The following is a 23,317-nucleotide window of genomic DNA, read 5'->3' as shown; positions in this document are numbered from 1 at the left end:
GGCGTTGCGCTTATCCGCCCTACATACTTTTACGCGGCGGTGCCAATGGACGTTTCTTACCTGCTCGACAGCCTCAATGATAAACAGCGCGAAGCGGTGGCCGCGCCACGCAGCAATATGCTGGTATTGGCGGGGGCGGGGAGTGGTAAGACCCGCGTGCTGGTGCACCGCATCGCCTGGCTGTTGACCGTAGAGAATAACTCACCGTACTCCATTATGGCTGTGACCTTTACCAATAAGGCCGCGGCGGAAATGCGCCATCGTATTGGTCAGATTATGGGGACCAGTCAGGGCGGTATGTGGGTGGGGACTTTCCATGGTCTGGCGCATCGTTTGCTGCGCGCACACCATATGGACGCTAATCTGCCGCAGGATTTTCAGATCCTCGACAGCGAAGACCAGCTGCGTCTGCTTAAGCGTCTTATTAAAGCGATGAACCTTGATGAGAAGCAGTGGCCACCGCGTCAGGCAATGTGGTTTATCAACAGCCAGAAAGATGAAGGCCTGCGTCCGCACCATTTACAGAGCTACGGCAATCCGGTTGAACAAACCTGGCAGAAAGTCTATCAGGCTTACCAGGAAGCGTGTGACCGTGCGGGGTTGGTGGATTTCGCTGAGCTGCTGCTGCGCGCCCACGAACTGTGGCTCAACAAACCACACATCCTGCAGCACTATCGTGAACGCTTTACCAACATCCTGGTGGATGAATTCCAGGATACCAACAATATCCAGTACGCGTGGATCCGCTTGCTGGCAGGTGATACCGGTAAGGTGATGATCGTCGGTGATGACGACCAGTCGATTTACGGCTGGCGCGGAGCACAGGTGGAAAATATCCAGCGCTTCCTCACCGACTTCCCTGGTGCAGAGACTATTCGCCTGGAGCAGAACTACCGTTCGACCAATAATATCCTCAGCGCTGCCAACGCCCTGATTGAGAATAACAACGGGCGTCTGGGCAAGAAACTGTGGACTGACGGTGTCGATGGTGAACCGATTTCGCTTTACTGTGCGTTCAACGAACTCGATGAAGCGCGCTTTGTGGTTAACCGTATCAAGACCTGGCAGGACAACGGCGGTGCGCTGGAACAGTGCGCCATTCTGTACCGTAGTAACGCCCAGTCGCGTGTGCTTGAAGAGGCTTTATTACAGGCCAGTATGCCGTACCGTATTTACGGTGGTATGCGCTTCTTCGAGCGCCAGGAAATCAAAGATGCACTCTCTTACCTGCGCCTGATCGCTAACCGTAACGACGATGCGGCCTTTGAACGTGTGGTGAATACGCCCACGCGTGGTATTGGTGATCGTACCTTAGATGTGGTGCGCCAGACGTCGCGTGACCGCCAGCTGACGCTGTGGCAAGCGTGTCGTGAACTGTTGCAGGAGAAAGCCCTGGCCGGTAGAGCCGCCAGCGCATTGCAGCGCTTTATGGAGCTGATTGACGCGCTGGCCCAGGAAACGGCCGATATGCCGCTGCACGTGCAGACCGACAGGGTGGTAAAAGACTCCGGTCTGCGCATGATGTACGAGCAGGAAAAAGGCGAGAAGGGCCAGACGCGTATCGAAAACTTAGACGAACTGGTGACGGCAACGCGCCAGTTCAGCTACAACGAAGAAGATGAAGATTTAATGCCATTGCAGGCATTCCTCTCCCATGCGGCGCTGGAAGCTGGTGAAGGGCAGGCGGATACCTGGCAGGACGCGGTACAACTGATGACTTTGCACTCGGCAAAAGGCCTCGAGTTCCCGCAGGTGTTTATCGTCGGTATGGAAGAGGGGATGTTCCCCAGCCAGATGTCACTCGACGAAGGTGGACGACTTGAAGAGGAACGTCGTCTGGCCTACGTTGGCGTCACCCGCGCTATGCAGAAACTGACGCTGACCTATGCGGAAACGCGCCGTCTGTACGGTAAAGAGGTTTACCACCGACCATCGCGCTTTATTGGTGAATTACCCGAAGCGTGCGTGGAAGAAGTTCGTTTACGTGCAACGGTCAGCCGCCCTGTGAGCCATCAACGGATGGGCACTCCGATGGCGGAAAATGACACCGGCTACAAGCTGGGACAGCGTGTTCGGCATGCGAAGTTCGGCGAAGGTACTATTGTCAATCTGGAAGGGAGTGGCGAACATAGCCGTTTGCAGGTTGCATTCCAGGGCCAGGGGATAAAATGGCTGGTAGCCGCCTACGCAAGGCTGGAAACGGTGTGAAGGTGCTAACGCTCTGATTTGTAGGCCGGATAGGATGCAGCCGCTATCCGGCAATCTGTCGCTTAATCTTCTGAAATCATAGATAAATACCCTTATTCTGCTAACCTTGGTGCATGAGGGGAAATTATTACTTTTTCGCCATCTGTTGCGTGTTGACGTCAAAATTTTGCTGGCGTAACATGCGCGCACGATTACGCTAAGAGGACATTCGCCTTGGACACACCCAGTAGATACTGGCTCATTATCCTGTCATCCAGGATCAACTCCTAAGGCTATCCCTTTTTGCTGATAGCCTTCGCGGTTGTCAGCGACCTTCTGTTTTTTCCCGTCGCGCTGAGTCAGGCTGTTTAATGGTCTGAAACCCAATTTGTTTCTGTGTGCCCACCGAACTGTCCGATAATTTTTTGCATTGGGAGTCCCGGTCATGCTGAGCGCATTTCAACTGGAAAACAATCGTTTAACTCGCCTTGAGGCAGACGAGATCGAGCACCTGGCCAGTTCGGTTTGGGTCGATTTAGTCGAGCCGGATGACGAAGAACGAAACCGTGTGCAAAAGGACTTGGGCCAGAATCTGGCTACGCGCCCTGAACTGGAAGACATCGAAGCATCCGCACGTTTTTTCGAAGACGAAGACGGTCTGCATATTCACTCCTTCTTCTTCTATGAAGATGCCGACGATCACGCGGGCAACTCAACTGTCGCATTTACCATTCGCGAAGGGCGCCTGTTTACCCTGCGTGAGCGCGAACTGCCGGCATTCCGTTTGTACCGTATGCGTGCGCGAAGCCAGGCGATGGTAGATGGCAACGCTTACGAGCTGTTGCTCGACCTGTTCGAAACCAAAATCGAACAACTGGCAGATGAAATAGAAAACATCTACAGCGATCTGGAAAAGCTCAGTCGCGTGATTATGGAAGGGCGTCAGGGCGATGAATATGACGAGGCGCTCTCTACGCTGGCGGAACTGGAAGATATCGGCTGGAAAGTTCGCCTGTGTCTGATGGATACCCAGCGCGCATTGAACTTCCTTGTGCGCAAGGCGCGTCTGCCAGGCGGTCAGTTGGAGCAGGCGCGTGAGATCCTGCGAGATATCGAATCCCTGCTGCCGCACAACGAATCACTGTTTCAGAAAGTTAACTTCCTGATGCAGGCGGCGATGGGCTTTATCAATATCGAGCAGAACCGTATCATCAAGATCTTCTCGGTGGTATCTGTGGTATTCCTACCGCCAACACTGGTGGCTTCAAGCTACGGGATGAACTTTGAGTTTATGCCTGAGCTGCACTGGAGTTTTGGTTACCCAGGGGCGATTGTCTTTATGATGCTCGCAGGGCTGGCGCCATATCTGTACTTTAAGCGCAAGAACTGGTTGTAATTTTTATGCCTGATGGCGACTTAGCTTTTCCCGGCCTACGTAATCTGTAGACCAAATAAGCTCGCGCCATCAGGTAAACGATATTAAAGCCCTTTACGCGTCCTGTGCTGGGTGTAAATCGCATCCGCAACAAAAATCGCCAATGCTACCCAGATAAAGGCGAACGTTACCATTTTATCCGCCCCCGGAACCTCGCCGTAGAATGTCACTGCCAGCAGGAACATCAGCGTTGGGCCGATGTACTGGAAAAAGCCCAGCGTGGACAGACGCAGACGCGTGGCTGCGCCGGTAAAACAGAGCAGGGGAATAGTAGTTACGATCCCCGCAGCAATCAGCAGCAGATTCAGCGACATAGGGTTCTGAGCCATGTGGCTGGTTGGACTATCTGCAATACCAAACAGATAAATTGCCGCAACGGGTAATAACCACAGGGTTTCAATCAGCATGCCAGTTTGCGCCTCGACGGCAATCTTCTTACGTACCAGACCATAAAAAGCAAAGCTGAAAGCCAGCCCCAGCGCAATGATGGGCAGTGAACCGAATGTCCACAGTTGTACCAGTACACCGCAGGCGGCTAACAGTACGGCCAGCCACTGCATGCGGCGAAAGCGCTCGCCGAGGAAAATCATCCCCAGCACAATATTTACCAGCGGGTTAATAAAATAGCCCAGGCTCGCTTCCAGCATATGGTGGTTATTGACCGCCCAGATAAAAAGCAGCCAGTTTCCGCCGATGAGCACCGCTGATAGCGCCAGCAGGAAAATCTTCTTTGGCGTTTGCAGCAGCGTTTTGATGCCCGACCATTGGCGGCTGACGCTCATCAACACCACCATAAAGAAAAACGACCAGATGACGCGGTGCGTCAGGATTTCGTCGGCGGGGACATAGTAAATCAGCTTGAAGTACGCGGGTGCGATGCCCCAAATAAAATAGGCAGCAAGAGCGAGTAACACGCCCTGCCGCGTTTGTTTAGCATCCATCGGGAAAACTCGGTTCAGAAATGTAACAGCAGTTTACCTGTTTTTACGCGCTTACCCCACCATATAAGTGGCGGTTGCGCTGGCGATATAAAGTTGTTCCTCGTTATGCAGTTCCACACGAGCAACAGCAACTTTGTTGCCCGCTCTCAGCAGACTACTGGTCGCCGTGAAGCGATTGCCCCTGCCCGGGCGCAGGTAATCAACACGTAGATCGATAGTCCCCATACGAGACATCCGTTGGCGCAGTTCGTCCTCGCTGATGGTTTCGTGGCGGGTCAGCGTACTGCCAACGCATACCAGTCCGGCGGCAACGTCCAATGCTGAGGCGATTACGCCTCCATGCAGGATACTTTGCGCCCAGTTGCCGACCATCATGGGTTGGTTATTAAACGCTAATTGTGCAAACTCTTTTTCATAGCGTTCCAGTTCCAGCCCCAGAGCCCGGTTAAACGGCATATGGTAGACAAACATTTCACCCACTAATTTCAGCGCTTGCTCAGCAGTAAGTACGGCAGACATACGATCCTGACACCCCATTGGTTAATGAAATGTTGATATTATGCTTATTATTTGTTGTTTTCTACTTTAAGACGGGATAACTAACGAGAAGCCAGCTAAGTATGTAGAATACTTGCCAGATAATTATACAATTCATCAATATTTGGTCTGGAGAACACTAAAAATGCGGGCGATTCTGGGTTGGTTATTACCAGCAGTCATGCTGCCGTTGACCGCGTATGCGCAGGAAGCGACAGTGAAAGAGATTCATGATGCACCAGCGGTGCGCGGCAGTGTTATCGCCAATATGCTGCAGGAGCATGATAACCCCTTCACGCTTTACCCTTATGACACCAACTATCTCATCTACACCAATACCAGCGACATGAATAAAGAGGCTATCAGTAGCTATAGCTGGTCTGATAATGCGCGTAAAGATGAGGTTAAGTTCCAGCTGAGCCTGGCGTTTCCGCTCTGGCGCGGGATTTTAGGCCCGAACTCTGTGCTCGGTGGCTCCTATACCCAGAAATCATGGTGGCAGCTTTCCAATAGTGAAGAGTCCTCACCGTTTCGCGAAACCAACTACGAGCCGCAACTTTTCCTCGGTTTTGCCACCGACTATCGCTTTGCCGGCTGGACGCTGCGTGATGTCGAAATGGGGTACAACCATGACTCTAACGGTCGTTCCGATCCGACCTCGCGTAGCTGGAACCGCCTGTATACCCGCCTGATGGCAGAACAGGGTAACTGGCTGGTGGAAGTGAAACCGTGGTACGTCATCGGTAGCACAGATGACAACCCCGATATCACCAAATACATGGGTTACTATCAGCTCAAAATTGGTTATCACCTGGGGGATGCCGTATTAAGCGCCAAAGGTCAGTACAACTGGAATACGGGCTATGGCGGCGCGGAGCTGGGTTTAAGTTACCCCATCACGAAGCATGTTCGTCTTTATACCCAGGTCTACAGTGGCTATGGCGAATCGTTGATCGACTACAACTTTAATCAGACGCGCGTGGGTGTGGGCGTGATGCTCAATGACATTTTCTGATCTGCGCAATGATTGTGTTTTAAACATTGCAGTTTCTCTCTCAGGCGCTGAAAATAGCGCCTGTTTTTATTTATAGCTAATGGGGTTAATGTGGCGCAGGCGGAAGTGTTGAATCTGGAAATGGGCGCTAAACAGGTTTTACAGGAAACCTTTGGCTACCAACAGTTTCGCCCTGGTCAGGAAGAAATCATCGACACCGTGCTCTCTGGCCGCGACTGCCTGGTCGTCATGCCGACCGGTGGCGGTAAATCCCTCTGCTATCAAATTCCCGCATTATTGCTGAACGGGCTAACCGTTGTCGTTTCACCGCTGATTTCCCTGATGAAAGACCAGGTTGATCAACTGCTGGCAAATGGCGTAGCGGCTGCGTGTCTGAACTCCACCCAGAGTCGCGAGCAGCAGCTTGAGGTGATGGCCGGTTGCCGCAGCGGGCAAATCCGCTTGCTATACATTGCGCCCGAACGTCTGATGCTGGATAACTTTCTTGAACATCTGGCGCACTGGAATCCGGTGCTGTTGGCTGTTGATGAAGCGCACTGTATTTCTCAGTGGGGGCATGATTTTCGTCCGGAATACGCCGCACTGGGCCAGCTGCGTCAACGTTTTCCTGCTCTGCCGTTTGTCGCACTGACGGCAACCGCTGATGAAACAACCCGACTGGATATTGTTCGTCTGCTGGGGCTGAATGATCCGTTAATTCAGATCAGCAGCTTTGACCGACCGAACATTCGCTACATGTTGATGGAGAAGTTTAAGCCTCTCGATCAACTGATGCGTTACGTGCAAGAACAGCGCGGCAAGTCCGGTATTATTTACTGTAATAGCCGTGCGAAAGTAGAAGATACCGCCGCACGTCTGCAAAGTCGTGGGATCAGCGCAGGGGCCTATCATGCCGGGCTGGAAAACAGCATTCGTGCTGAGGTGCAGGAGAAATTCCAGCGCGATGACCTGCAAATCGTCGTGGCAACCGTGGCGTTTGGTATGGGAATTAATAAACCTAACGTACGCTTTGTGGTGCACTTTGATATTCCACGTAACATCGAGTCGTATTACCAGGAAACGGGTCGCGCCGGGCGTGACGGCCTGCCTGCAGAAGCGATGCTGTTTTATGATCCAGCCGATATGGCGTGGTTACGCCGCTGCCTTGAAGAGAAACCCGCCGGGCAATTGCTTGATATTGAGCGACATAAGCTGAATGCGATGGGGGCGTTTGCCGAGGCGCAAACCTGCCGTCGTCTGGTCCTGCTGAATTATTTTGGCGAAGGGCGTCAGGAGCCGTGCGGCAACTGCGATATTTGTCTCGATCCGCCGAAACAGTACGATGGTTTAATGGATGCGCGTAAAGCGCTGTCGACGATATATCGCGTTAACCAACGTTTTGGGATGGGCTATGTCGTCGAAGTGCTGCGCGGAGCAAATAACCAGCGTATTCGTGAGCTGGCTCATGACAAACTGCCAGTCTACGGTATTGGACGTGAGCAGAGCCACGAGCACTGGGTGAGCGTGATCCGCCAGTTGATCCATCTTGGCCTGGTCACGCAGAATATTGCCCATCACTCCGCGTTACAGTTAACCGAAGCGGCGCGTCCGGTACTGCGCGGCGATGTCCCGCTACAGCTTGCCGTGCCGCGTATTGTGGCGCTAAAACCGCGTGCGATGCAGAAATCCTTTGGCGGCAACTACGATCGCAAGCTGTTTGCCAAATTGCGTAAGCTGCGCAAAGCCATTGCAGATGAAGAGAATATTCCACCGTATGTGGTCTTCAACGATGCCACGCTGATTGAAATGGCGGAACAGATGCCAGTTTCACCGAGCGAAATGCTGAGCGTCAATGGCGTAGGGATGCGTAAACTTGAGCGATTCGGCAAAGAGTTTATGGCGCTTATTCGTGCGCACGTTGATGGTGACGACGAAGAGTAGTCAGCCAGGCAAAAAAGTGCCAGGATGGTGACTCACTGAACTATTCCCCCGCGAGTCAATTTTATGTTAACGCTATTTTTTACCGTTGCGTTGGTACACATCGTTGCGCTGATGAGCCCTGGCCCCGATTTTTTCTTTGTTTCTCAAACGGCCGTCAGCCGTTCGCGTAAAGAAGCGATGATGGGCGTGCTGGGCATCACCTGTGGTGTCATGGTCTGGGCAGGTGTGGCGCTGCTCGGTCTGCATCTGATCATCGAAAAAATGGCCTGGCTGCACACTATTATTATGGTGGGTGGCGGTCTGTATCTGTGCTGGATGGGCTACCAGATGCTGCGTGGCGCGTTTAAAAAACAGGATGTCGCTGCTCCCGCACCGCAGGTTGAGCTGGCACAGAGTGGGCGCAGCTTTATCAAAGGCCTGCTGACCAACCTGGCGAATCCTAAAGCCATTATCTATTTTGGCTCTGTATTCTCGCTGTTTGTAGGTGATAGCGTAGGTACCGGCGCGCGCTGGGGTATTTTTGCCCTGATAATCGTAGAAACGCTGGCCTGGTTTACCGTGGTCGCCAGCCTGTTTGCGCTACCGAAAATGCGTCGTGGCTATCAGCGTCTGGCGAAGTGGATTGATGGATTTGCTGGCGCGTTGTTCGCTGGTTTTGGTATCCATTTGATTATTTCGCGTTAATTCGGTTACCCGCCTGGGTAGACCCAGGCGGAGAGCTGTTTATTGCGCAAGTTTCTGTAATTCATCCTTCGAAAGGCCGGTCATTTCCATAATTGCATCAATATCCAGACCTCGCTTAAGCATTGCTTTTGCAATGTCCAGTATGGCAATACGTTTGCCCTCTTCGCGACCAATTTGCTTTAGCTGATCCGCCATTGTCATCAGTTTGTCTCCATGCTGCGGCACGCGCTGTGCCAGCTTATACAGTAATGTCTGAACATCTTGTGTATTCCCTGCTTGCACCATGTAGTTTATCAGCACGATTATTTGTTGTCCGCTCATCTTCTCCAGCATAAACAGGCGGGTAAGTTTATCCAGCAACTGCGCCATGTCACGCTGGCGAATATGTTTTTGCACTAATGTCAGTGCTGCCATACTGCGATGCTGCATGATTTCATCATCGGGGATTATCGTCACATCCACCAGTGGAAATGGCGTGCTGTAAAGCTGACGGGCGGTACCCGGATCCTCAAAGTGATCCAGCCAGTTCATTGAACCTTGCCAGGGAGTTTGCTTCCCATGGTAAAAGAGAACAGGAATAACCAGCGGTAGAGTATCGTTTCCTGCCTCCAGATGACGTTGCATGGCTGCGATTGCATAGCGCATCAATCGAAACGACATATATTTATCCGGTGAGCTTTGATGCTCAATAAGCACATGTACGTAGCCATGGCCGCTGGTGGTTTCCAGTGAATAGAGGATGTCACTGAAATAGGGACGCAGATCGTCCTCCACAAAGCTACCTGATTCAAGTTGCAGCGTTTCCAGTTTGCAAATTTTGAGTAATGAGGGAGGAAGATGAAGTTCGATGAAGTCCCGCGCGGTTTCCACGCGGGAGAGGAAGGTCTTAAATACAGCATCGTGTGGTGTCGTTGCTTCCGCCATCGTCCATCATCCGTGAAAGGTGAATGTGGCTGAATTCTGGCATGAGCAATTAACCCCCTGATAGCGCAGAATAAAAGACTTTTATCCCTTTGCGGCGAGGCCCGAAAAGCCATGTACAGATGTTCTGACTGTCAGTATTTCAGTGCGAGCACTGTTCCATTTGCTACGCATGCCGAGCTGATGCCAACAGGGCGCCTATCAGCATAAACAGTGACCCAAACACTTTGTTTAGCGCCTTCATTTGCTTTGGCCCTTTAATCCAGCCTGCAATGCGCGTGGCCAGTGTCGCGTAACCGATCATCACTATCACATCGACCACAATGGTCGTGATGCCAAGCACGACATACTGCATTAACTGAGGCTCCTGCGGCATAATGAACTGGGGGAACAGTGCGGCGAGAAACACAATACTCTTCGGGTTAGTCAGATTGACAAAAACGGCCCGTTTGAACAGGCGACTGCGTGATTGTGAATTCGCCATGGTGTTCAGGTCGATAGCGCCCGCAGCGCGCCATTGTTGAATTCCCAGCCAAATCAGATAAGCCGCTCCCGCCCATTTCAACACCTCAAATGCGATAACCGAACGTGAGAATAACGTTCCCAGTCCAACGCCAACCAGCACGATATGGATACCCAGCCCGGTTTGCAAACCAGCAATCGATGCACTTGCTCCCCGATAGCCGTGGCTGATGGCGGTAGTCATGGTATTGATTGCACCTGAGCCCGGAGACAAGCTCAAAATAATAGAGGTCAGCAGGTAGGCGAACCACCATTCAAAGGTCATGAGAAACTCCCGGATTGTCTATTTTTATGCCACAATACGCTACTGTCGCTGCGTTGTGTCAGACACGGCGAAAAAAATGATTTTACTTGGTCAGCGAGGCTGGATACCTGATGTTTCAGCAGCAAAAAGACTGGGAAACAAGAGAAAACGCGTTTGCCGCTTTTTCCATGGGGCCACTGACAGATTTCTGGCATCAGCGGGAGGAAGCGGAGTTTACAGGCGTAGATGATGTCCCTGTTCGTTTCGTCCGCTTTCGTGCAGAAAAAAACGATCGTGTGATCGTTATCTGTCCTGGGCGCATTGAAAGCTACGTGAAGTACGCTGAACTGGCGTATGACCTGTTTTATTCTGGCTTTGACATACTCATTATCGATCACCGCGGGCAAGGGCGTTCCGGGCGGATGTTATCGGACCCGCATCGTGGTCATGTGGATAACTTTAATGACTATGTTGACGATTTAGCCGCCTTCTGGCAGCAGGAAGTACAGCCAGGTCCGTGGAGAAAACGTTACATACTAGCGCATTCCATGGGCGGTGCGATTGCAACGCTGTTCCTGCAGCGCCATCCTAATCAGTGTGATGCCATCGCGCTCTGCGCCCCAATGTTTGGTATTGTGATGCGTTTTCCTGACTGGATGGTGCGCCATATTCTTGACTGGGCCGAGGGGCACCCGCGCATTCGCGAAGGCTATGCTATGGGAACCGGTCGCTGGCGGGCACTGCCGTTTGGGATGAATTCGCTAACCCATAGCCGACAGCGCTATCGGCGTAATTTGCGCTTCTATGCTGATGATCCGCAACTGCGTGTCGGCGGTCCCACTTATCACTGGGTGCGTGAAGGCATTCTGGCTGGTGAGCAGGTCCTGGCCGGAGCTGGAGATGACGCTACCCCAATGCTGCTAATTCAGGCTGAAGAAGAACGTGTGGTGGATAACCGCATGCACGATCGTTTTTGTGAACTCCGCGCCGCAGCGGACCATCCTGTAGAAGGAGGTCAGCCGCTTGTCATAAAAGGCGCGTACCATGAGATCCTTTTTGAAAAGGACGCAATGCGCTCAGTCGCGCTCAACGCCATTGTTGAATTTTTCAACAGGCATAACTCATCCAGCGGAAATCGCTTTGCTTAGAGGTTTAATTTTCTTATGTATCAGGTTGTTGCGTCTGATTTAGATGGTACATTGCTTTCCCCCGACCATACCCTGTCCCCTTATGCCAAAGAGACACTGAAATTGCTGACTGCTCGTGGTGTCAACTTTGTGTTCGCAACCGGTCGGCATCATGTTGATGTGGGGCAAATTCGCGATAACCTGGGGATTAAATCCTACATGATCACCTCCAACGGCGCGCGCGTGCATGATCCTGATGGAAAGCTGGTGTTCTCGCATAACTTGGATCGTGACATTGCCAGTGACCTGTTTGGTGTGGTGAATGCAAATCCGGACATCGTGACTAACGTTTATCGCGATGATGAGTGGTTTATGAACCGCCATCGCCCGGATGAAATGCGTTTTTTCAAAGAAGCGGTATTTAACTACTCGCTGTTTGAACCTGCGCTACTGGAGCCGGAAGGCATCAGCAAAGTGTTTTTCACCACCGACTCACACGAAAGGCTGCTACCGCTGGAGCAGGCGATTAATGCCCGCTGGGGCGATCGCGTGAACGTCAGTTTCTCCACTCTCACTTGCCTGGAAGTGATGGCTGGCGGCGTCTCGAAAGGCCATGCACTGGAAGCGGTAGCGAAAGCGATGGGTTACAGCCTTCAGGACTGCATTGCCTTCGGCGACGGTATGAATGATGCAGAGATGCTCTCCATGGCAGGAAAAGGCTGCATTATGGGGAATGCGCATCAGCGCCTGAAAGATCTGCATCCGGAACTGGATGTGATTGGTCTCAATGCCGACGATGCCGTGCCACATTATTTGCGTGAGCTTTTTTTACAGTAATTGTTCTTTAGTTGACCAGTTGTCAACTAAACTCTTCGCTACAATGGGTGTACCTTTTGTTCAGAGACATCCATTGTGGCGTTACTCATCATTACCACGATTCTGTGGGCCTTTTCTTTTAGCCTGTTTGGCGAGTACCTTGCTGGTCATGTCGATAGCTATTTTGCGGTACTGGTTCGTGTTGGGCTTGCGGCGCTGGTATTCCTGCCGTTTCTGCGTACCCGTGGGCACGGCGTAAAAACAATCGGTCTGTACATGTTGGTGGGAGCCATGCAGCTTGGCATCATGTATATGCTGAGTTTCCGTGCCTATCTCTATCTGACGGTTTCAGAGTTACTGTTGTTTACTGTCCTGACGCCGCTCTACATTACGCTAATTTATGACCTGATGAGCCGACGCCGCTTACGCTGGAGTTACGCGTTCAGCGCGTTACTGGCGGTGATTGGTGCAGGGATTATTCGTTACGATCAGGTGACCAGTCATTTCTGGACCGGCCTGCTTCTGGTGCAGCTTTCCAACATTAGCTTTGCCATCGGTATGGTGGGTTACAAGCGTCTGATGGAAACTCGTCCAATGCCGCAACACAACGCCTTTGCCTGGTTTTATATGGGGGCGTTGCTGGTGGCGATTGTTGCCTGGTTCATGTTGGGGAATGCCCAAAAAATGCCTGAAACCACGTTGCAGTGGGGGATCCTGGTGTTTCTTGGGGTGGCGGCATCTGGCATTGGTTACTTTATGTGGAACTATGGCGCGACGCAGGTGGACGCGGGTACGCTGGGCATTATGAATAATATGCATGTGCCTGCGGGACTGTTGGTTAACCTGGCAATCTGGCATCAACAGCCTCACTGGCCGAGCTTTATCACTGGTGCGGCTGTGATAGTGGCCTCACTGTGGGTACATCGGCATTGGGTCGCTCCGCACTCCGCACAAACGGTAAGTGATCGCAGGCGTGATTCCGCGCTGAACGAATAAACGCTTCAGTGACTGGCTGGCGCTGCTCACCGTCGCGTACAGCGGCGTACAGTCGACTCCACAATCCATCGCCCAGGGTTTTGGTCACCACCAGACCCTGGCGTTCAAAACTCTCCACTACCCAGTGCGGCAAGGCGGCGATACCCATTCTGGCGGCAACCATCTGAATCAACAGCAGGGTGTTATCCACGCTCTTCAACGACGGGCTAATGCCAGCAGGCTGCAGGAAATGACGCCAGACATCCAGTCGACTGCGCTGTACCGGATAAATGAGAAGAGTCTCACTGGCTAAATCTTCCGGCGTGATCTGCGTTTTGCTGGCCAGCGGGTGATCGGGTGCCAGGATCAGACGCACTTCAAAATCGAACATCGGTGAGTAGTGCAGGCCACTACGCGGCAGAATGTCGGACGTCATTACCAGATCCAGCTCATCCTGCTGTAAGGCCGGCTGCGGATCGAACGTCACGCCGGATTTAAAATCCATCTCTACTTGCGGCCAATTTGCGCGGAAATTCTCCAGCGCGGGGGTCAACCACTGAATACAGCTATGACACTCAATGGCGATACGCAGCCGGGTTTGCTGCGGCTCATTACATGCCTGCAGCGCACGACCAATTTGTGGCAGCACCTGGTTTGCCAGTTGCAGCAAAATTTCGCCCTGCGGCGTAAAGCGCAAAGGCTGACTTTTGCGGACAAATAGTCGAAAGCCAAGACGCTGCTCCAGATCGCTGAACTGGTGAGACAGGGCGGATTGGGTCTGATGCAGCGTCGCTGCTGCGGCTGCCAGCGAACCACTATTCCGCAACGCTTGCAGCGTTTTCAGATGTTTAATCTCGATCATGAAAGTCCTTCACCTCGGCATGAACAAATTGCGCTTGAGGAATACACAGTACCTTTACATTATGGATGTGTAAACATCTGGACGGCTAAAATCCTTCGTCTTTTAAATTTATGGTGTGTTGGCTGCGTTTTTCCACCCCGGTCACTTACTTCAGTAAGCTCTCAGGGATGAATAAGCTTGCCTCCTTCCCTAAATTCAAAATCTATAGGATTTACATATAATTAGAGGAAGAAAAATGACAATACTTAATCACACCCTCGGTTTCCCTCGTGTTGGCCTGCGCCGCGAGCTGAAAAAAGCACAAGAAAGCTACTGGGCGGGAAATTCCTCTCGTGAAGAGTTGCTGGTAGTAGGCCGTGAGCTGCGTGCCCGCCACTGGGATCAACAAAAGCAAGCGGGTATTGACCTGCTGCCGGTGGGGGACTTTGCCTGGTACGATCACGTCCTGACCACCAGTTTGCTGTTGGGTAACGTCCCGGCCCGCCATCAGAACAAAGACGGCTCTGTCGACATCGACACCTTATTCCGCATTGGCCGTGGCCGTGCACCGACCGGTCAACCGGCGGCGGCGGCAGAAATGACCAAATGGTTTAATACCAACTATCACTACATGGTGCCGGAGTTCACTAAAGGTCAGGAGTTCAAACTGACCTGGACCCAACTGCTGGACGAAGTTGACGAAGCGCAGGCGCTGGGTCACAAAGTGAAACCGGTGCTGCTGGGTCCTGTGACTTACCTGTGGCTGGGCAAAGTGAAGGGCGAGCAGTTTGACCGTCTGAGCCTGCTGAAAGACATTCTGCCAGTTTACCAGCAGGTGCTGACTGAGCTGGCGCAACGTGGCATTGAGTGGGTGCAGATTGATGAACCGGCACTGGTGCTGGAACTGCCGCAGGAGTGGCTGGATGCTTACAAATCAGCGTATGACGCGCTCACAGGACAAGTGAAGCTGCTGTTGACCACCTATTTCGAAGGAGTAACCCCGAATCTCGACACCATCACCGCACTGCCGGTACAGGGTCTGCATGTTGACCTGGTCCATGGTAAAGATGACGTGGCAGAACTGCACAAACGTTTGCCGGCTGACTGGTTGTTCTCTGCAGGTCTGGTGAATGGCCGCAACGTCTGGCGTGCCGATTTAACCGAGAAATATGCGCAGATTAAAGACATTGTCGGCAAACGTGCGCTGTGGGTAGCCTCTTCGTGTTCCCTGCTGCACAGCCCAATTGATCTGAGTGTCGAGACTCGCCTTGATGCTGAAGTGAAGAGCTGGTTTTCTTTCGCTCTGCAAAAATGCGGTGAGCTGGCGCTGCTGCGTGATGCGCTGAACAGCGGTGATACCGTCGCGCTGGAGGAGTGGAGCGCGCCGATTCAGGCTCGTCGCCATTCAACCCGTGTACATAATGCAGCCGTTGAAAAACGTCTGGCTGCGATCACTGCACAGGACAGCCAGCGTACCAATGCTTATCCGGTACGTGCCGAAGCGCAGCGTGCGCGCTTTAACCTGCCGGCATGGCCGACCACGACCATTGGTTCCTTCCCGCAAACCACGGAAATTCGCGGCCTGCGTCTGGACTTCAAGAAAGGCAATCTTGACGCCAACAACTACCGCACCGGCATTGCGGAGCACATTAAACAGGCCATTGTAGAACAGGAGCGTTTAGGCCTCGACGTGCTGGTACACGGTGAAGCCGAGCGTAACGACATGGTGGAGTATTTCGGTGAGCATCTGGATGGCTTTGTCTTCACCCAGAACGGTTGGGTACAGAGTTACGGCTCTCGCTGCGTGAAGCCGCCAGTGGTAATTGGTGATGTCAGCCGTCCGGAAGCGATTACCGTTGAGTGGGCGAAGTACGCACAGTCACTGACTGATAAACCGGTTAAAGGCATGCTGACTGGCCCTGTGACTATTCTCTGCTGGTCATTCCCACGTGAAGATGTGACTCGTGAAACTATCGCTAAACAGATTGCGCTGGCGCTGCGTGATGAAGTCGCGGATCTGGAAGCCGCTGGCATTGGCATCATCCAGATTGACGAACCGGCATTGCGCGAAGGTCTGCCACTGCGTCGCAGCGACTGGGCAGCATACCTGGAGTGGGGCGTGGAAGCTTTCCGCATTAATGCTGCGGTGGCGAAGGACGAAACCCAAATCCACACTCATATGTGTTATTGCGAGTTTAACGACATCATGGATTCGATTGCGGCGCTGGACGCAGACGTGATCACTATTGAAACCTCACGTTCTGACATGGAGCTGCTGGAGTCATTCGAAGAATTTGACTATCCGAATGAAATCGGACCGGGCGTGTACGACATCCACTCACCGAACGTTCCAAGTGTCGAGTGGATTGAAGCCCTGCTGAAGAAAGCTGAGCAACGTATCCCCGCAGAGCGTCTATGGGTGAACCCGGACTGTGGTCTGAAAACCCGCGGCTGGCCGGAAACCCGTGCCGCACTGGCAAACATGGTCAAAGCCGCGCAGAACCTGCGTCAGGCGTAAGATTAAAAACGGAGGCGCAAGCCTCTGTTCTGATGAGATGTTTTGTAAGCCGGGTAAGGCGTAGCCACTACCCGGCAAAATACGTTATTTCTTCCCGCCATAAAGTGCGAACCACTCCAGCATTCTTTGCCAGCCGTCTTTTGCAGACTCTTCGTGATAGCTCGGGCGATAATCGGCGTTAAACGCGTGTCCGGCATCGGGATAGACCACGATTTCCGCTTTGGCATTCGCGGCGCGCAGTGCCTGACGCATCGTTTCGATAGTCTCTTGTGGAATGCTGTAGTCCTGACCGCCGTAAAGCCCCAATACCGGTGCATTCAGGTCGGTAGCGATATCGACAGGGTGTTTAGGTGAGTTCAGGGTTTTGTCGCCAATCAGTTTTCCGTACCACGCCACAGCCGCTTTGAGCTGTGGATTGTGAGCGGCATACAGCCAGGCGATACGACCGCCCCAGCAAAAACCGGTGATCATCAGTTGATGTGCATCACCGCCGTTGCGGGAGGCCCAACTGGCAACGTGGTCCAGATCGGCCAGCACCTGGGAGTCAGGCACTTTAGCTACCAGGCCACTCAGTAGCGTAGGGATATCTGCAAAATCATTTGGATCGCCCTCGCGAAAATAGAGTTCCGGGGCGATAGCCAGATACCCTTCCAGCGCAAGTCGGCGGCAAACATCACGGATATGTTCATGAATGCCAAATATTTCCTGCACGACGATGACTACGGGCAGCAGGCCATCAGTCTGTTTTGGCCGCGCGTGATACGCCGGCATATCATCGCCTTGAGAAGGTATTGACGTTACACCTGCGATAATCGCGTTATCCGGTGTGTGAACTGTTGTTGATGCGGGTGGGGATGCAGCAGGTGCAAAGCCAGATTGTCGTATTGTTGTCATGGTATTCTCCGTACCCTTAAATAATCAGCAAAAAAGCGCATTGTTAACTATAGACACATGCAACGAATCACATTGCCTTAAACGGTCTATCTTTTGTGCAAGGCTTCCCGATGATGAGTAGTTAATGTGATGCGTGTCACTTTTTAACGGTAAATTAATGCAATTGATTTACATCATGGTGATGACTGTCACGAAAATATGTTTATGCCTTCGGTAAAGTGTCTTTTTGCTTCTTCTGACAAAACCGATTCACAGAGGAGTTTTTTATGTCTAAGTCTGATGTTTTTCATCTCGGCCTCACTAAGAACGATTTACAAGGGGCCCAGCTCGCTATCGTCCCTGGCGACCCGGAGCGTGTGGAAAAGATCGCCGCGCTGATGGATAAGCCGGTCAAGCTGGCATCTCATCGCGAATTCACTACCTGGCGTGCAGAACTGGATGGTAAAGCAGTGATCGTCTGCTCCACCGGTATCGGCGGCCCATCTACTTCTATCGCTGTAGAAGAACTGGCTCAACTGGGCATTCGTACCTTCCTGCGTATCGGCACTACTGGTGCTATTCAGCCGCATATCAATGTTGGTGATGTGCTGGTAACCACGGCATCAGTTCGCCTGGACGGTGCAAGCCTGCACTTTGCGCCAATGGAATTCCCGGCTGTTGCGGACTTCGAATGCACCACCGCGCTGGTTGAAGCTGCGAAATCTATCGGTGCAACTACTCACGTGGGCGTTACTGCCTCTTCTGATACCTTCTACCCAGGCCAGGAGCGTTACGACACCTTCTCTGGTCGTGTGGTGAGCCGTTTCAAAGGTTCTATGGAAGAGTGGCAGTCCATGGGCGTTATGAACTATGAAATGGAATCCGCTACGCTGCTGACTATGTGCGCAAGTCAGGGTCTGCGTGCAGGTATGGTTGCTGGTGTTATCGTCAACCGTACTCAGCAAGAGATCCCGAATGCAGAAACCATGAAGCAAACGGAAAGCCACGCGGTGAAAATCGTGGTAGAAGCAGCGCGTCGCCTGCTGTAATACACCCTTCTTTGTAAAAAGGCCGACGTGTTCGGCCTTTTTATTTTGCGTAGTGCCTCGCAGGAAATTCCTTTTAAACTGGACGTTTATACAGCACAATTCTATTTTGTGCAGGTAAGTCGTTGCTGTAAGGGGGCGTTGTGGATATTTCAATTATGATGAGTGCTGTGGTGGCGTTGGCTGCAGGGCTGCTTGTGGGTTGGCTGGCGACCAAAGCGCGTGCCGATCAGATCCGAGCAGATCTCATCGAAGAACGGCGTGAGTTGGATATTGCGCTGAGCGCCGCCCGGCAACAGCTTTCGCAGGAAGCCCACTGGCGAGAAGAGTGTGAGCTACTCAATAACGAGTTACGCAGCTTACACAGCATCAACACCTCTCTGGAAGCCGATCTCCGGGAAGTCACCACCCGTCTGGAAGCGACGCAGCAACACGCTGAAGATAAAATTCGCCAGATGATCAACAGTGAACAGCGTCTGAGCGAGCAGTTCGAAAACCTTGCGAACCGTATTTTTGAGCACAGCAACCGCCGCGTTGACGAGCAAAACCGGCAAAGCCTGAATAGTTTGCTTACGCCATTGCGTGAACAGCTGGACGGTTTTCGCCGTCAGGTTCAGGATAGCTTTGGTAAAGAGGCGCAGGAAAGGCACACTCTGGCGCACGAAATTCGTAATCTCCAGCAATTGAACGCGCAGATGGCGCAGGAAGCCGTTAACCTGACGCGGGCGTTGAAAGGGGATAACAAGACCCAGGGGAACTGGGGAGAAGTGGTGCTCACGCGAGTGCTGGAGGCTTCCGGTCTGCGTGAAGGCTATGAATATGAAACCCAGGTTAGTATTGAAAATGACGCGCGTTCACGGATGCAACCGGATGTTATTGTCAGACTGCCACAGGGAAAAGACGTGGTTATCGACGCTAAAATGACGCTGGTCGCCTACGAGCGCTATTTTAATGCAGAAGATGACTACACCCGGGAGAGCGCGTTGCAGGAGCATATTGCCTCTGTGCGTAACCATATTCGTCTGTTGGGACGCAAAGATTACCAACAGCTCCCAGGGTTACGCACGCTTGATTATGTACTGATGTTTATTCCCGTTGAACCTGCTTTTTTGCTTGCGCTGGACAGACAGCCCGAACTGATAACCGAAGCACTCAAAAATAACATTATGCTGGTTAGCCCTACTACGTTGTTGGTGGCATTGCGCACTATCGCGAATCTGTGGCGTTATGAACACCAGAGCCGTAACGCGCAGCAGATTGCAGATCGGGCCAGCAAGCTTTATGACAAAATGCGGTTGTTTATCGATGATATGTCGGCGATCGGCCAGAGTCTGGACAAAGCGCAGGACAACTACCGACAGGCGATGAAAAAACTCTCCTCAGGGCGTGGAAACGTCCTGTCGCAGGCAGAAGCGTTTCGTGGATTAGGTGTAGAAATTAAGCGCGAGATTAATCCTGAACTGGCTGAACAAGCCACAACTCAGGATGAAGAATACCGCTTACGCTCGGTCCCGGAGGCGCAGCTGGATGAGGCTTATCCCGATAATGCGGCGGCAAATCAGCAATCGAACTAGCCCGTTTGGGGTAGTTGAACCCGGCAGAAGGGTAGGGCAAATTGGCCCAATCTGTTACACTTCTCGAACATTTTATTGATGAGTAGGCACTGAGATGGTGGAAGATTCACAAGAAACGACGCACTTTGGCTTTCAGACCGTCGCTAAAGAGCAGAAAGCTGACATGGTGGCCCACGTTTTTCATTCTGTGGCGTCTAAATATGACGTTATGAATGATTTAATGTCATTTGGCATTCATCGTTTGTGGAAGCGCTTCACCATTGACTGTAGTGGCGTGCGTCGCGGACAAACCGTTCTGGATTTGGCGGGTGGTACGGGAGATCTGACGGCGAAATTTTCTCGCATGGTTGGTGAAACCGGTCAAGTCGTCCTGGCGGATATCAATGACTCAATGCTCAAAATGGGTCGCGAAAAGCTGCGCAATATCGGTGTGATTGGTAACGTCGAGTATGTCCAGGCAAATGCTGAGGCACTGCCTTTCCCTGACAATACCTTCGACTGCATCACGATTTCGTTTGGTCTGCGTAACGTAACGGAAAAAGAGAAAGCATTACGATCCATGTATCGGGTATTGAAGCCCGGTGGACGCTTGCTGGTGCTGGAGTTTTCCAAACCGATTATCGAACCTCTGAGCAAAGCGTATGATGCTTACTCTTTCCATATTCTGCCACGTATTGGTTCAATGGTGGCCAACGATGCAGAAAGCTACCGTTATTTGGCGGAGTCCATCCGCATGCATCCCGATCAGGACACCTTAAAAGCGATGATGCAAGATGCCGGGTTTGAAAGCGTGGATTACTACAACCTGACAGCAGGTGTGGTTGCGCTGCACCGTGGCTATAAGTTCTGACAGGAGATCGGGGATGCCTTTAAAACCCTTAGTGACCGCAGGAGTTGAAAACCTACTCAACACCTTTCTGTACCGTTCGCCTGCGCTGAAATCAGCCCGAACGCGTCTGCAGAGCAAGGTGCTGCGTATGGATCTCAAAGGATTTTCGACACCGTTAGTCCTGGTGTTTAGTGAGCGCCAGGTCGATGTGCTGGGGGCCTGGGAAGGCGAAGCCGATTGCACCGTGATCACACATGCCAGCGTTTTACCGAAATTACGCGACCGGCAGCAACTCACAACCCTTATTCGTAGCGGCGAGCTGGAAGTTCAGGGCGATATTCAGGTGGTACAGAACTTTGTCGCTCTGGCTGACCTTGCAGAGTTTGATCCTGCTGAACTGTTAGCGCCCTATACCGGCGATATCGTCGCGGAAGGGGTCAGCAAAGCCCTGCGTGGTGGGGCGAAGTTTCTGTGTCACACCATGCAACGTCAGCAGCGTTACGTTGCCGAAGCGATCACTGAAGAGTGGCGTATGGCTCCTGGTCCGCTTGAGGTTGCATGGTTCGCGGAAGAAACGGCAGCCGTTGAGCGTGCGGTTGAATCTCTGGCCAAACGGCTGGAAAAACTGGAGGTCAAATGACGCCAGGTGAAGTACGGCGCCTTTATTTCATCATTCGCACTTTTTTAAGCTACGGTCTTGATGAACTCATCCCCAAAATGCGTATTACGCTGCCGCTTCGGTTGTGGCGTTACACCTTGTTCTGGATGCCTAATCGGCATAAAGAAAAGCCACTGGGTGAGAGACTGAGACTGGCGTTGCAAGAATTGGGGCCAGTGTGGATCAAGTTTGGTCAAATGCTCTCCACCCGTCGTGACCTTTTCCCTCCGCATATCGCCGATCAACTGGCACTGTTGCAGGATCGTGTTGCCCCCTTTGATGGACAAAGAGCAAAACAGCAAATTGAAGAAGCAATGGGTGGGTTACCCGTTGAGGCATGGTTTGATGATTTTGAGATCCAGCCACTGGCATCTGCGTCCATTGCACAGGTACACACGGCCCGACTGAAATCGAATGGTAAAGAGGTCGTGATCAAGGTTATTCGCCCGGACATTCTGCCGGTTATCAAAGCGGATTTAAAACTGATCTATCGCCTTGCCCGTTGGGTTCCTCGCTTGCTGCCTGACGGTCGCCGTTTGCGGCCGACGGAAGTGGTTCGCGAATATGAGAAGACATTAATTGATGAGTTGAATTTGCTGCGTGAATCGGCGAATGCTATTCAATTGCGCCGCAATTTTGAAGACAGCCCGATGCTGTACATCCCGGAAGTGTATTCCGACTATTGCAGTCAGAACATGATGGTGATGGAGCGTATTTACGGTATCCCCGTTTCGGATGTTGCAACGCTTGAGAAGAACGGCACCAACATGAAGTTGTTGGCCGAGCGCGGTGTGCAGGTCTTCTTTACTCAGGTATTCCGTGACAGTTTTTTCCATGCCGATATGCATCCTGGCAACATTTTTGTCAGCTATGAACACCCTGAAAATCCAAAGTACATCGGCATAGATTGCGGGATTGTTGGCTCATTAAATAAAGAAGATAAACGCTATCTGGCTGAAAACTTCATTGCGTTCTTTAATCGTGACTACCGTAAGGTTGCAGAGCTGCATGTAGATTCTGGCTGGGTTCCACCGGATACCAACGTCGAAGAATTTGAATTTGCTATTCGTACCGTCTGCGAGCCGATATTTGAAAAGCCGCTGGCGGAGATTTCATTTGGTCACGTGCTGCTGAATCTGTTTAATACGGCACGTCGATTTAACATGGAAGTCCAGCCCCAACTGGTGCTGTTGCAGAAAACACTGCTGTATGTTGAAGGCGTTGGGAGACAGCTTTATCCGCAGTTGGATTTGTGGAAGACGGCCAAGCCATTTCTTGAATCCTGGATTAAAGAGCAGGTCGGAATTCCCGCCCTTGTCAGGGCATTTAAAGAAAAAGCACCGTTCTGGGTCGAAAAAATGCCAGAAATACCTGAACTGGTGTATGACAGTTTGCGCCAGGGCAAATATTTACAGCACAGTGTTGATAAGATTGCGCGCGAGCTTCATGCGAATCACGTCCGTCAGGGACAATCTCGTTATTTATTGGGTATTGGCGCGACGTTGTTGTTAAGTGGGACATTCTTGCTGGTAAGCCGTCCTGAGTGGGGGCTTATGCCTGGTTGGTTAATAGCGGGCGGCGTCATTGCCTGGCTGATCGGCTGGCGCAAAATGCGCTGAATTTTTCATCGCTCAAGGCAGGTCGTGTAACGTAT

General features: G+C 52.1%; 21 protein-coding genes. 15 read left to right on the top strand and 6 right to left on the bottom strand.

All coding sequences use genetic code 11. The features are described from left to right. Nucleotides 1-45: 45 nt before the first annotated feature. The 3 genes from uvrD (at nucleotide 46) to corA (ending at nucleotide 3,583) form a co-directional block, all read left to right on the top strand. The gene (uvrD, locus tag OGX98_RS20970; protein ID WP_045449113.1) at nucleotides 46-2,208 is read left to right on the top strand and encodes a DNA helicase II; all 2,163 of its coding nucleotides are present in this window, start codon (nucleotides 46-48) and stop codon (nucleotides 2,206-2,208) included. A gap of 213 nt (nucleotides 2,209-2,421) precedes the next feature. Next, nucleotides 2,422-2,478 (top strand): YsgD/CorL family protein, encoded by a 57-nt coding sequence (gene ysgD, locus OGX98_RS20965; RefSeq protein WP_212723238.1) that lies wholly within the window; start codon nucleotides 2,422-2,424, stop codon nucleotides 2,476-2,478. A 154-nt stretch (nucleotides 2,479-2,632) separates the two neighbouring features. Continuing rightward, nucleotides 2,633-3,583 carry a magnesium/cobalt transporter CorA gene (gene corA, locus OGX98_RS20960; RefSeq protein ID WP_045449116.1) on the top strand — a complete coding sequence of 317 codons (951 nt, stop codon included), beginning with the start codon at nucleotides 2,633-2,635 and terminating at the stop codon, nucleotides 3,581-3,583. A gap of 83 nt (nucleotides 3,584-3,666) precedes the next feature. On the opposite strand, the gene rarD is transcribed toward corA, so the two are convergent. Continuing rightward, nucleotides 3,667-4,563 carry an EamA family transporter RarD gene (gene rarD / locus OGX98_RS20955; protein WP_045449117.1) on the bottom strand — a complete coding sequence of 299 codons (897 nt, stop codon included), beginning with the start codon at nucleotides 4,561-4,563 and terminating at the stop codon, nucleotides 3,667-3,669. Nucleotides 4,564-4,614: 51 nt separating this feature from the next. Next, nucleotides 4,615-5,082: an acyl-CoA thioesterase YigI gene (yigI, locus tag OGX98_RS20950; RefSeq protein ID WP_005133301.1), complete on the bottom strand. Its 468-nt coding sequence runs from the start codon at nucleotides 5,080-5,082 to the stop codon at nucleotides 4,615-4,617. Nucleotides 5,083-5,245: 163 nt separating this feature from the next. Between yigI and pldA the strand changes: the two genes are divergently transcribed. The 3 genes from pldA (at nucleotide 5,246) to rhtC (ending at nucleotide 8,719) form a co-directional block, all read left to right on the top strand. Then, nucleotides 5,246-6,115 (top strand): phospholipase A, encoded by an 870-nt coding sequence (gene pldA, locus OGX98_RS20945; RefSeq protein ID WP_045449120.1) that lies wholly within the window; start codon nucleotides 5,246-5,248, stop codon nucleotides 6,113-6,115. 90 nt (nucleotides 6,116-6,205) lie between these two features. Further along, on the top strand, nucleotides 6,206-8,035 hold the full coding sequence (gene recQ, locus OGX98_RS20940) for an ATP-dependent DNA helicase RecQ (protein ID WP_048223290.1): 1,830 nt from the start codon (nucleotides 6,206-6,208) through the stop codon (nucleotides 8,033-8,035). A 63-nt stretch (nucleotides 8,036-8,098) separates the two neighbouring features. Then, nucleotides 8,099-8,719 (top strand): threonine export protein RhtC, encoded by a 621-nt coding sequence (gene rhtC, locus OGX98_RS20935; protein WP_045449125.1) that lies wholly within the window; start codon nucleotides 8,099-8,101, stop codon nucleotides 8,717-8,719. A gap of 39 nt (nucleotides 8,720-8,758) precedes the next feature. Here the strand turns inward: rhtC and OGX98_RS20930 are convergent, their stop codons facing one another. Continuing rightward, a complete protein-coding gene (locus tag OGX98_RS20930; protein WP_045449128.1) occupies nucleotides 8,759-9,643 on the bottom strand; it encodes an Rpn family recombination-promoting nuclease/putative transposase in 885 nt (294 codons plus the stop codon). A 163-nt stretch (nucleotides 9,644-9,806) separates the two neighbouring features. After that, a complete protein-coding gene (gene rhtB, locus OGX98_RS20925; RefSeq protein ID WP_045449129.1) occupies nucleotides 9,807-10,427 on the bottom strand; it encodes a homoserine/homoserine lactone efflux protein in 621 nt (206 codons plus the stop codon). Nucleotides 10,428-10,537: 110 nt separating this feature from the next. Between rhtB and pldB the strand changes: the two genes are divergently transcribed. The 3 genes from pldB to OGX98_RS20910 all read left to right on the top strand — a co-directional run bounded on the left by pldB (nucleotide 10,538) and on the right by OGX98_RS20910 (nucleotide 13,345). Then, the gene (gene pldB, locus OGX98_RS20920; protein ID WP_045449131.1) at nucleotides 10,538-11,554 is read left to right on the top strand and encodes a lysophospholipase L2; all 1,017 of its coding nucleotides are present in this window, start codon (nucleotides 10,538-10,540) and stop codon (nucleotides 11,552-11,554) included. 15 nt (nucleotides 11,555-11,569) lie between these two features. Further along, entirely contained in the window at nucleotides 11,570-12,370 is an 801-nt protein-coding gene (gene yigL, locus OGX98_RS20915; protein WP_048223292.1) for a sugar/pyridoxal phosphate phosphatase YigL, read from the top strand. A gap of 75 nt (nucleotides 12,371-12,445) precedes the next feature. Then, a complete protein-coding gene (locus tag OGX98_RS20910) occupies nucleotides 12,446-13,345 on the top strand; it encodes a carboxylate/amino acid/amine transporter (protein ID WP_045449135.1) in 900 nt (299 codons plus the stop codon). Here the strand turns inward: OGX98_RS20910 and metR are convergent. Continuing rightward, a complete protein-coding gene (metR, locus tag OGX98_RS20905) occupies nucleotides 13,233-14,186 on the bottom strand; it encodes an HTH-type transcriptional regulator MetR (protein WP_200042395.1) in 954 nt (317 codons plus the stop codon). The two genes, OGX98_RS20910 and metR, sit on opposite strands and share 113 nt — an antisense overlap. A gap of 235 nt (nucleotides 14,187-14,421) precedes the next feature. On the opposite strand from metR, the gene metE reads away from it, so the two are divergent. Next, entirely contained in the window at nucleotides 14,422-16,683 is a 2,262-nt protein-coding gene (metE, locus tag OGX98_RS20900; RefSeq protein ID WP_284097286.1) for a 5-methyltetrahydropteroyltriglutamate--homocysteine S-methyltransferase, read from the top strand. Nucleotides 16,684-16,767: 84 nt separating this feature from the next. On the opposite strand, the gene OGX98_RS20895 is transcribed toward metE, so the two are convergent. Next, nucleotides 16,768-17,577, bottom strand: a complete 810-nt coding sequence (locus OGX98_RS20895; protein WP_200013157.1) for a dienelactone hydrolase family protein — start codon at nucleotides 17,575-17,577, stop codon at nucleotides 16,768-16,770. A 266-nt stretch (nucleotides 17,578-17,843) separates the two neighbouring features. On the opposite strand from OGX98_RS20895, the gene udp reads away from it, so the two are divergent. The 5 genes from udp (at nucleotide 17,844) to ubiB (ending at nucleotide 23,282) form a co-directional block, all read left to right on the top strand. Further along, the gene (udp, locus tag OGX98_RS20890; RefSeq protein WP_006686084.1) at nucleotides 17,844-18,605 is read left to right on the top strand and encodes a uridine phosphorylase; all 762 of its coding nucleotides are present in this window, start codon (nucleotides 17,844-17,846) and stop codon (nucleotides 18,603-18,605) included. Nucleotides 18,606-18,745: 140 nt separating this feature from the next. Further along, entirely contained in the window at nucleotides 18,746-20,176 is a 1,431-nt protein-coding gene (gene rmuC, locus OGX98_RS20885) for a DNA recombination protein RmuC (RefSeq protein ID WP_284097285.1), read from the top strand. A gap of 94 nt (nucleotides 20,177-20,270) precedes the next feature. Next, complete coding sequence (ubiE, locus tag OGX98_RS20880) at nucleotides 20,271-21,026, top strand: bifunctional demethylmenaquinone methyltransferase/2-methoxy-6-polyprenyl-1,4-benzoquinol methylase UbiE (protein ID WP_045449144.1); 756 nt, start codon at nucleotides 20,271-20,273, stop codon at nucleotides 21,024-21,026. 13 nt (nucleotides 21,027-21,039) lie between these two features. Next, the gene (gene ubiJ, locus OGX98_RS20875; protein ID WP_200013159.1) at nucleotides 21,040-21,645 is read left to right on the top strand and encodes a ubiquinone biosynthesis protein UbiJ; all 606 of its coding nucleotides are present in this window, start codon (nucleotides 21,040-21,042) and stop codon (nucleotides 21,643-21,645) included. Beyond that, a complete protein-coding gene (gene ubiB / locus OGX98_RS20870) occupies nucleotides 21,642-23,282 on the top strand; it encodes a ubiquinone biosynthesis regulatory protein kinase UbiB (protein ID WP_045449149.1) in 1,641 nt (546 codons plus the stop codon). Before ubiJ ends, ubiB begins: the two co-directional genes overlap by 4 nt. The last annotated feature ends 35 nt before the right edge of the window (nucleotides 23,283-23,317 follow it).

Source organism: Citrobacter sp. Cm046, assembly GCF_030333065.1.
In the GTDB taxonomy this organism is placed as follows: Bacteria; Pseudomonadota; Gammaproteobacteria; order Enterobacterales; family Enterobacteriaceae; genus Citrobacter; species Citrobacter murliniae.
Note: the sequence above shows the minus strand (reverse complement) of the source record. Positions and strands in the feature narration are given on the sequence as shown.

Excerpts from the sequence above, each read along its gene's own strand:
- metE (WP_284097286.1), top strand. The coding sequence starts at position 14,422 with ATGACAATACTTAATCACACCCTCGGTTTCCCTCGTGTTGGCCTGCGC.
- yigL (WP_048223292.1), top strand. The coding sequence starts at position 11,570 with ATGTATCAGGTTGTTGCGTCTGATTTAGATGGTACATTGCTTTCCCCC.
- pldB (WP_045449131.1), top strand. The coding sequence starts at position 10,538 with ATGTTTCAGCAGCAAAAAGACTGGGAAACAAGAGAAAACGCGTTTGCC.
- metR (WP_200042395.1), bottom strand. The coding sequence starts at position 14,186 with ATGATCGAGATTAAACATCTGAAAACGCTGCAAGCGTTGCGGAATAGT.
- uvrD (WP_045449113.1), top strand. The coding sequence starts at position 46 with ATGGACGTTTCTTACCTGCTCGACAGCCTCAATGATAAACAGCGCGAA.
- udp (WP_006686084.1), top strand. The coding sequence starts at position 17,844 with ATGTCTAAGTCTGATGTTTTTCATCTCGGCCTCACTAAGAACGATTTA.
- ubiB (WP_045449149.1), top strand. The coding sequence starts at position 21,642 with ATGACGCCAGGTGAAGTACGGCGCCTTTATTTCATCATTCGCACTTTT.
- rhtB (WP_045449129.1), bottom strand. The coding sequence starts at position 10,427 with ATGACCTTTGAATGGTGGTTCGCCTACCTGCTGACCTCTATTATTTTG.
- rarD (WP_045449117.1), bottom strand. The coding sequence starts at position 4,563 with ATGGATGCTAAACAAACGCGGCAGGGCGTGTTACTCGCTCTTGCTGCC.
- OGX98_RS20930 (WP_045449128.1), bottom strand. The coding sequence starts at position 9,643 with ATGGCGGAAGCAACGACACCACACGATGCTGTATTTAAGACCTTCCTC.
- yigI (WP_005133301.1), bottom strand. The coding sequence starts at position 5,082 with ATGTCTGCCGTACTTACTGCTGAGCAAGCGCTGAAATTAGTGGGTGAA.
- pldA (WP_045449120.1), top strand. The coding sequence starts at position 5,246 with ATGCGGGCGATTCTGGGTTGGTTATTACCAGCAGTCATGCTGCCGTTG.
- OGX98_RS20895 (WP_200013157.1), bottom strand. The coding sequence starts at position 17,577 with ATGACAACAATACGACAATCTGGCTTTGCACCTGCTGCATCCCCACCC.
- corA (WP_045449116.1), top strand. The coding sequence starts at position 2,633 with ATGCTGAGCGCATTTCAACTGGAAAACAATCGTTTAACTCGCCTTGAG.
- ubiE (WP_045449144.1), top strand. The coding sequence starts at position 20,271 with ATGGTGGAAGATTCACAAGAAACGACGCACTTTGGCTTTCAGACCGTC.
- ubiJ (WP_200013159.1), top strand. The coding sequence starts at position 21,040 with ATGCCTTTAAAACCCTTAGTGACCGCAGGAGTTGAAAACCTACTCAAC.
- rhtC (WP_045449125.1), top strand. The coding sequence starts at position 8,099 with ATGTTAACGCTATTTTTTACCGTTGCGTTGGTACACATCGTTGCGCTG.